The sequence below is a fragment of the Burkholderia sp. APQ4-4ca genome, assembly GCF_057837105.1.
Genome location: NZ_JBYQCG010000248.1, coordinates 70,827 through 78,562, shown reverse-complemented (window position 1 = coordinate 78,562; position 7,736 = coordinate 70,827). Strand labels below are relative to the sequence as shown.

Here is a 7,736-nt window from a genome sequence, read left to right as displayed (position 1 = left end):
AGATGAACACCGCGCCGAGCGCGGCCTGCCACGTGAAGCCCATCCCCTTGACGACCGTGTACGCGAAATACGCGTTCAGGCCCATGCCGGGCGCGCAGGCGATCGGGTAGTTCGCGTAGAGCCCCATGATGATCGACGCCAGCGCCGCGACGAGGCAGGTCGCGACGAACACGGATTCCTTCGGCATGCCGGCGTCGCCGAGAATCGCGGGGTTGACGAAGATGATGTAGGCCATCGTCAGGAACGTGGTGACGCCCGCGAGTATTTCGGTGCGGAAATCGGTGCCGGCTTCAGCGAAGCCGAAATACCGCTTGATGGATTCCATGAAGGCGTTTCTCCGGTCGAGTTGTCGTGTTGATTGTTGTGCCGAATTGTTGTAAGGCAGCGCGGCCGGCTAACTGTAACCAGCCACTATTGTCCGGCTATCGGCGGATTGTAATAGCGGGGATAGCTCGGACGATATAGTTGGAGGGCACGATCGGTTGTGCGCGCGGGAACAGTCTGGCGCCTGCTCGCGTGGCGAAGGCGCGCATTTTACCGGTTCGCGTGGTGCGGGCCGGCAGAAATGGGGGAAACGCGGGAAACGCGCGTAGGGGCGCGGTAGGGGCGCGGGACAGGCCGGCGAGACCGGTCGATGCGTACGCAGCCGATGCGTGCGCAACGGCCAGCGGGCTGCGTCGCATGCAGCCGGTGCGCGATGACATGCGACTGAAACGGTGCGCCCGCATGCTGCACGAACGCGGTGCACGCGGCGCGTGCGAGCGAATGCACGTGTGCCGCCGGTTCGGCTACACGACACGGCGACCTGTATGCAGCGGCCATTCGTCAGTCCAGGCGGCCGCAAGTATCGGGCTATCCTGCGCCGAAGCCGTCCCGTCGGCAACTGTCATTTCGCGATGCGAAGGCGACTGTGGTTTCTGTGTAAAAGATTGCAAGACCCCATCGCGTAAACCGGCAAGTCTTTCTAGGATAGATAAACCGCGCACGCACACGCCGGCCGGTCATTGCCGACGCGGGGAGTCGCAGTCCGTGCAGGCCAGGCGGTGAATGGCGGTCAAGGCCGTTGCGCGTTCGGGCAGGCACGGCCGGTCAGGCACGGCCGGTCAGGCGCGGCCGATTGCGATTGCCCGATGCGGGTTCGTCCGTAATCACGGAGGTCAGCATGTTGAACTGGATCAGCCGTTGGGCGATGCGACACGCCCCCACGCCGGAAAAAACCGCTGCGTCGATGCTCGTGACGGCGCGCATGGAACTGTTCGCAGCCGAACAGCGCGTCATCGATGCGAAATTACAGGCGGATTACTGGCGCACACGTGTGTCGTTCCTCGAGGAGGTGCAGAAGCAGGGCATCGATCCGTGGGTGACCTCGCAGGCCGCGCAACGTCCCGACCTCGATGCCACGCCCCGAAGCACGGGCCCGCGTCTCGCCGCCAGCACCTGATGCCGTTGCTGCATCCCGTTGCTGCGCACGGCGCGCGATCACTCGCGGCACGCGCCGGCGTGCCGCGTCCTCCGATGCGCACCTGCGGCGCGTTGCGCCGCGGGTGCGTCCGTTTCCTGTCGCGGCAGTGGCGCGTGTCGCGTGCTTGACGCATGAAACGCATGCGAAACAACGGCACGCACGCCGCTCATCCACTCCTTCTTCCTATCCCGACGAGCCAACGTTGCACTTGCGCGAGCATGCGCCTGATGCGTTCGCCGCGCCGCACGTACGCGGTCGTGATCGTCGCTTCGGCGGACTGGTCGGCATCGGTGCCGAGCCAGATGCGCTCGCCGCGCGCGATGCGCAGCACGTCGCCGGGCCGCACCCAGTAATCGTCGACGCTGGGCGGGCGCGTGATCCACAGCGCCGCGCCGTGCGCGCGGATCTCCGCGTCCTGCGGCGCGCGCCACGTCATTGTCGTACGCGGCGCGACCGCGAAGCGGATCACGACGGTCGGTAACGCGATCGTGCCGGCGACGCGCCGATCGGGACGGTCAAACAGCGGGCTTGCCTGGTCCATCGTCTTCTCCATTCAGTGAGCCGGACGGATGACGTGCACCAGAACAAAAAGGCCTCATCCGTTTCCGGCGAGGCCTTGTGTGACATGCGGTACTGCTCGATTGCTAACGCACAAGCGCCTCCCGTGATCCATTCTTTCGAATGTTCACCGGGCAATGAATCGCGATGGCGACGAGCTTGAACGTAGGCATGCGAACGAGTGTGTCGCGGCCGCGCAGCCGTGTCAATGGAAATGTCGAGACGCGTGGCGTGGCGGTTACGCGTCGCGTCGCGCGAGGCCGTTGACGAGCAGTTCGGACAGCAGGCCTGTCATCCCTTCCGGGTGCGTGGCCGCGCGGGCCTTCAGCTGTTCGACGAGCTCGGCGTTGAGCTTGCACGCGAACGGCACGAGGCCCTGTTCCTGGTCGAGCTTGCGCTGTGCGCGGCGATCCAGCTTGGCCGCTTCGTCGGCGCCCTTGCCGAAACGCGCGGAGCTCGACTGTTTCATCGCTTGCGTCAGCTTGAGCGCCTTGTTCTTTTCGAGATCGGTTTTCTTCATCGCCATCGCGGCACCTCCTGGAAATTGAAGCCGCGATTGTACGCATTTCGGCGGGCGCCGCCCGCCGAACCGGCCGGCCACCCCGTCATGCGCCTTCTGTCGTGCCCGGTTGCCGCCGTGCGCGGCCGCCTGTGCGGCCGGCGAGCGCGCGAGGTAGGCGAGCGCCTGCTCGGTCGAGCCTTCGTGGTGCGGCGTATAGCCCGGCATGAAGTAGCGCGGCGCCGCGCCCATCGGCATCGGCCGCAGCCGCCGCAGCCGCGGCGTCGCGCGGGCCGCCGCAGCGCGTCTCAATGCTCGCGCGGCGGCCCCAGCCGATCCAGCAACGCGCCCAGCAGATCGACCGGCAACGGAAACACGATCGTCGAATTCTTGTCCGCGGCGATCGTCGTCAGCGTCTGCAAATAGCGCAACTGCATCGCCTGCGGTTGCTGCGCGAGCCGCTGCGCGGCCTGCAGCAGCTTCTCCGACGCCTGCAATTCGCCCTCCGCATGAATCACCTTCGCGCGCCGCTCGCGTTCGGCTTCGGCCTGCCGCGCGATCGCGCGGATCATCGTTTCGTTCAGGTCGACGTGCTTGATCTCGACCGTCGACACCTTGATCCCCCACGCATCGGTCTGCGCGTCGAGCGTCTTCTGGATGTCCGCGTTCAATTGCTCGCGCTCGGCGAGCAGCGCGTCGAGTTCGTGCTTGCCGAGCACCGCGCGCAGCGTCGTCTGCGCGAGCTGGCTCGTCGCCTCGAAGAAGCGCGCGACCTGGATCACGGCCTTTTCGGGATCGACGACGCGGAAATACACGACCGCATTGACCTTCACCGACACGTTGTCGCGCGTGATCACGTCCTGCGCCGGCACGTCGAACACGACGGTGCGCAGGTCGATCCGCACGACCTGCTGGACGATCGGAATGATCAGTACGAGCCCCGGCCCCTTCACCCTCCAGAACCGGCCGAGCATGAACACGACGCCGCGCTCGTACTCGCGAAAGATGCGGATCGACGACGCGACGAGCACCACGACGAAGACGACCAGGACACTGCTGAAGCCGAACGTGTAACCGATCATGAAGGTTCTCCGTGGGGATGGGCGGGGGCGGGCGCGTCGTAGAGCGGCGCGACCGTCAGCGTCAGCCCGTGGCGGCCGGTCACGCGCACGCGGCAGCCGGCGGCCAGCGGCATGCTGCTCGCCACGCGCCAGCGCTCGCCGTGCACGCGCGCCCAGCCGGCGGCCGACGGCGGCGGTGCGCCGGCCGCGCCGTGCGGCTGCGGCTGGTCCGGCTGCAGGCCGTCGTCGAGCACTTCGCCGATGCTGCCGAGCATCGCCTCGGCGCCGGTCACGACCGGGCGGCGGCGCGCGCGCAGCGCGACGCTCGACACGCCCGCGACGAGCAGCCCGCCGCCGAGCGCGAGGCTCGCGATCACGGGCCACGGAATGCCGTAGCCGGGCACGTCGGTGTCGATCAGCATCAGCGCGCCGATCGTGAACGCGACGATGCCGCCGAAGCCGAGCACGCCGAAGGTCGGCAGGAACGCCTCGGCGACGAGGCAGCCGAGCCCGAGCAGCACGAGCCCGAGGCCCGCATAGCTGATCGGCAGCAACTGCATCGCGAACAGCCCGACCAGCAGGCAGATCGTGCCGGCGACGCCCGGCAGCACGAAACCGGGGTTCGCGAATTCGAAGAACAGGCCGTAGATGCCGATCGTCAGCAGGATCAGCGCGACGTTCGGATCGGCGATAACCGCGAGGAAGCGGCTGCGCCAGTCGGGCGCGAGCACGACGAGCGGCGCGTGCGCGGTGGCGAGATGCAGCGTGCCGGCCGTCGTCGTCACCGCGCGGCCGTCGAGCTGGCGCGCGAGATCGGCCGGGTCCTGCGCGATCAGGTCGACCACGTGCTGCGCGCGCGCCTCGTTCGCCGACAGGCTTACGGCTTCCCGCACCGCGCGCTCGGCCCATTCGGCATTGCGCCCGCGCAACTGCGCGAGGCCGCGGATGTACGCGGACGCGTCCTGCATTGCCTTGCGGATCTCGGTCGATTGCGTGTCGGTCGGCGGCGCGGCCGCCGTGGCGGACGCGTCAGATGTGCCCGCCGCACCGGTCGGTCGCGGCGCACCGGGATTGGCGCCCGGCGGCGCGGCGCCGCCGATGCCGAACTGCACGGGCGACGCCGCGCCGAGGTTGGTGCCGGGCGCCATCGCCGCGAAGTGGCTCGCATAGACGATGTAGGTGCCCGCGCTCGCCGCCCGCGCGCCGCCCGGCGCGACGAACGCGGCGACCGGCACCGGCGAGCCGAGGATGGCCTTGACGATTTGCCGCATCGACGTATCGAGGCCGCCGGGCGTGTCGAGCTGGAGGATCGCGAGCGGCGCGTGCTCGCGGGCCGCGCGGTCGAGCGAACGCACGATGAAATCGGCGCTGGCCGGGCCGATCGCGCCGTTGACGGGAATCACGACGACCGGGCGCGCGGTGGGCACGTCGGCCGATGGCGGCGCGGCGAGCGCGGCGCATACGACGAGCAGCGCCGCGAACAGCGCGGCGCGCGCGACCCGCGCGGACAGCGGGTGACGGGGCCGGCCGCCGGGCGCGGCAGGCACAGGCGGCGGCTCATGACGGTGAAAACGCATCGGGACGTCCGGGCGGCGCACGGCCGCGTACCGTCCGGCTTGCGAAAAGGGCGTGGGCCCGATGCTTGAAGATTAGGCGGTTTCGGCGGAAAGCGCGAAGTGGCGGCCGCGCCGGCCGGCGTCAGCTTGCGCCGCCGCCGCGCGCGAGCACTTCGTCGCGATAGTCGGCCGGGCTGCGCCCGCTCCATTTGCGGAACGCGCGGTAGAACGCGCTCGGCTCGGCGAATCCGGTCGCGGCCGCGACGTCGGCGATCGTGCGGGCGGGGTCGGCGAGCGCCTCGAACGCGAGATCGCGCCGCAGCGTGTCCTTGATCGACTGGTACGCGTGGCCTTCCTGGTGCAGCTTGCGGCGCAGCGTGGCCTCGGCCACGTGCAGCCGCGCGGCCATCCCGCCCGCGCCCGGCCACGCGGCGGGCGGCATCCCGCGCAGCACCGCGCGCACGCGCTGCGCGAGCGCGTTCGGGTTGCGGTACTTGACGATGAAGCTGGCCGGCGCGTTGCGCAGGAACGTCTTCAGCGTCTTCGCGTTCTGCACGACCGGCAGCGTCGCGAATTCGGGATCGAAATCGACATACGAATCGGGCTCGTTGAAACGTATGTCGTCGCAGAACATCGACGGGTATTCGTGGTCGGCGGGCGGCGTGTCGCAGCGGAAGCTCGCGTGCAGCAGCGGAATGCGCCGGCCGATCAGCCAGCAGGTGAGCCCGTACACGATGATGAAATAGGTCGCGTACGTGAACATCGCCGGCGTCGCGCCGTTGTTGCGGTGCACGAAACGCAGCCGCACGCGCTGTGGATTCGCGTCGAGTTCCGCATGGAGGTCGTCGAGCACGCAGTGCATGAAGTTCACCGCGCGCGCCATCGCATGCAGCCCGTCGCGCGCGGACAGCGCCGCCTGGCTCATCGCGATGAAGCTGCCGCTGCGCATCGGGTGGCGATCCTGCCCGAAAAACTCGTCGTCGAGCGTGCGTGCGATCGCGTTCCACAGCGCGCCGTATTGCTGCGCGGACACGCGTGCGCGCGGCTGGCCGAGCAGCGCCGGCGCGATGCCGGCCTGCGCGAGCAGCGGCTCGGCCGCGACGCCGCGCCGCGTGGCGAGCGCGACGCTGTACGCGACGAGGCTGATCGCGACGGTTCCCTTGTCTTCCTGCTTCATCGGTGTCGCCGGTGTGGCAAAAACGCTCAGTGTAAATGAGCGACGCGAGCATCGAACAGTCGCGCGCGCTTGCCTACACTTGTTGCATCGAAACGCAAGGACGGTCGCGCCCGGCGGCCGCGGGAGACAGCAGCACCATGGACGAGCTTTACACCGAAGACCAGCGGATGATCCGCGACGCCGCGCGCGCCTTTGCCACCGAGATGCTGGCGCCGAACGCCGCGCAGTGGGACCACGACGCGCACCTGCCCGACGCAATCGTCGCGCAGCTCGGCGAGCTTGGCCTGCTCGGGATGATCGTGCCGCAGGAACTGGGCGGCTCGTATACGGACTACGTCGCCTATGCGTTGGCGATGGAGGAAGTGGCGGCCGGCGACGCCGCGTGCGCGACGATGATGAGCGTGCACAACTCGGTCGGCTGCGGGCCGATCCTCGGCTTCGGCACGCCCGCGCAGAAGGATCGCTGGCTGGCCGACATGGCGGCCGGCCGCGTGATCGGCGCATTCTGCCTGACCGAGCCGCATGCGGGTTCCGAGGCGAACAACCTGCGCACGCGGGCCGAACTGCGCGACGGCAAATGGGTGCTGAACGGCGCGAAGCAGTTCGTGACCAACGGCCAGCGCGCCGGTGTGGCGATCGTTTTTGCCATGACGGACCCGGAAGCCGGCAAGCGCGGCATTTCCGCGTTCCTGGTGCCGACCGACACGCCGGGCTTCATCGTCGGCAAGCCCGAGAAGAAGATGGGCATTCGCGCGTCGGATACGTGCCCGATCACGTTCGAGAACTGCGCGATTCCGGAAGCGAACCTGCTCGGCAATCGCGGCGAAGGGCTGAAGATCGCGTTGTCGAACCTCGAAGGCGGGCGCATCGGCATCGCCGCGCAGGCGCTCGGCATCGCCCGTGCCGCGTTCGACAAGGCGCGCCGCTATGCGGGCGAGCGCGTGCAGTTCGGCAAGCCGATCGCCGAACATCAGGCGATCCAGCAGAAGCTCGCCGACATGGCCGTGCAGATCAACGCCGCGCGCCTGCTCGTGCACCACGCGGCGAAGCTGCGCACGGCCGGCCTGCCGTGCCTGTCGGAAGCGTCGCAGGCGAAGCTGTTCGCGTCCGAGATGGCCGAGCGCGTGTGTTCGGATGCGATCCAGATCCACGGCGGCTACGGCTATCTGGCCGATTACGAAGTCGAGCGTCATTATCGCGACGCGCGCATCACGCAGATTTACGAAGGCACCAGCGAAGTGCAGCGAATGGTGATCGCGCGGCAGCTTTGAGTCGCGGCGCGCGCCATCCGACACCACGCAATCGAACAAGCAGGCGCACGAAGCAGGAAGGCAGCGCGGCGAACGCGGCACGCAACGACGTGACCGTGCGCCGTGCGACACGGAACGGCGCAGGTGCCGCGGCACCTGCGCCGGTTGACCGC

General features: G+C 68.7%; 8 protein-coding genes and 1 pseudogene. 2 read left to right on the top strand and 7 right to left on the bottom strand.

Annotation, left to right across the window (positions count from 1 at the left end; all coding sequences use genetic code 11):
- A partial coding sequence (locus tag AC3IFE_RS35130) for a solute carrier family 23 protein (protein WP_489195087.1) occupies positions 1-325 on the bottom strand: 325 nt, incomplete at its 3' end.
- An 837-nt stretch (positions 326-1,162) separates the two neighbouring features.
- Here AC3IFE_RS35130 and AC3IFE_RS35125 point away from each other — a divergent pair.
- Positions 1,163-1,441 carry a hypothetical protein gene (locus tag AC3IFE_RS35125; RefSeq protein ID WP_027807295.1) on the top strand — a complete coding sequence of 93 codons (279 nt, stop codon included), beginning with the start codon at positions 1,163-1,165 and terminating at the stop codon, positions 1,439-1,441.
- A 187-nt stretch (positions 1,442-1,628) separates the two neighbouring features.
- On the opposite strand, the gene AC3IFE_RS35120 is transcribed toward AC3IFE_RS35125, so the two are convergent.
- The 6 genes and pseudogenes from AC3IFE_RS35120 to AC3IFE_RS35095 all read right to left on the bottom strand — a co-directional run bounded on the left by AC3IFE_RS35120 (position 1,629) and on the right by AC3IFE_RS35095 (position 6,313).
- Entirely contained in the window at positions 1,629-2,003 is a 375-nt protein-coding gene (locus AC3IFE_RS35120; protein ID WP_301738265.1) for a DUF2917 domain-containing protein, read from the bottom strand.
- 255 nt (positions 2,004-2,258) lie between these two features.
- Positions 2,259-2,546 carry a hypothetical protein gene (locus tag AC3IFE_RS35115; RefSeq protein ID WP_489195084.1) on the bottom strand — a complete coding sequence of 96 codons (288 nt, stop codon included), beginning with the start codon at positions 2,544-2,546 and terminating at the stop codon, positions 2,259-2,261.
- A gap of 79 nt (positions 2,547-2,625) precedes the next feature.
- Positions 2,626-2,771 (bottom strand): annotated as a pseudogene (locus AC3IFE_RS35110) (metal-dependent hydrolase); the annotation flags it as partial.
- Positions 2,772-2,827: 56 nt separating this feature from the next.
- Entirely contained in the window at positions 2,828-3,601 is a 774-nt protein-coding gene (locus AC3IFE_RS35105) for a slipin family protein (RefSeq protein ID WP_489195082.1), read from the bottom strand.
- On the bottom strand, positions 3,598-5,157 hold the full coding sequence (locus AC3IFE_RS35100) for an NfeD family protein (protein WP_489195080.1): 1,560 nt from the start codon (positions 5,155-5,157) through the stop codon (positions 3,598-3,600). Before AC3IFE_RS35100 ends, AC3IFE_RS35105 begins: the two co-directional genes overlap by 4 nt.
- A 121-nt stretch (positions 5,158-5,278) precedes the next feature.
- Positions 5,279-6,313 carry an AraC family transcriptional regulator gene (locus AC3IFE_RS35095; RefSeq protein WP_489195078.1) on the bottom strand — a complete coding sequence of 345 codons (1,035 nt, stop codon included), beginning with the start codon at positions 6,311-6,313 and terminating at the stop codon, positions 5,279-5,281.
- A gap of 137 nt (positions 6,314-6,450) precedes the next feature.
- Between AC3IFE_RS35095 and AC3IFE_RS35090 the strand changes: the two genes are divergently transcribed.
- Positions 6,451-7,584 (top strand): acyl-CoA dehydrogenase family protein, encoded by a 1,134-nt coding sequence (locus tag AC3IFE_RS35090; RefSeq protein WP_489195076.1) that lies wholly within the window; start codon positions 6,451-6,453, stop codon positions 7,582-7,584.
- The last annotated feature ends 152 nt before the right edge of the window (positions 7,585-7,736 follow it).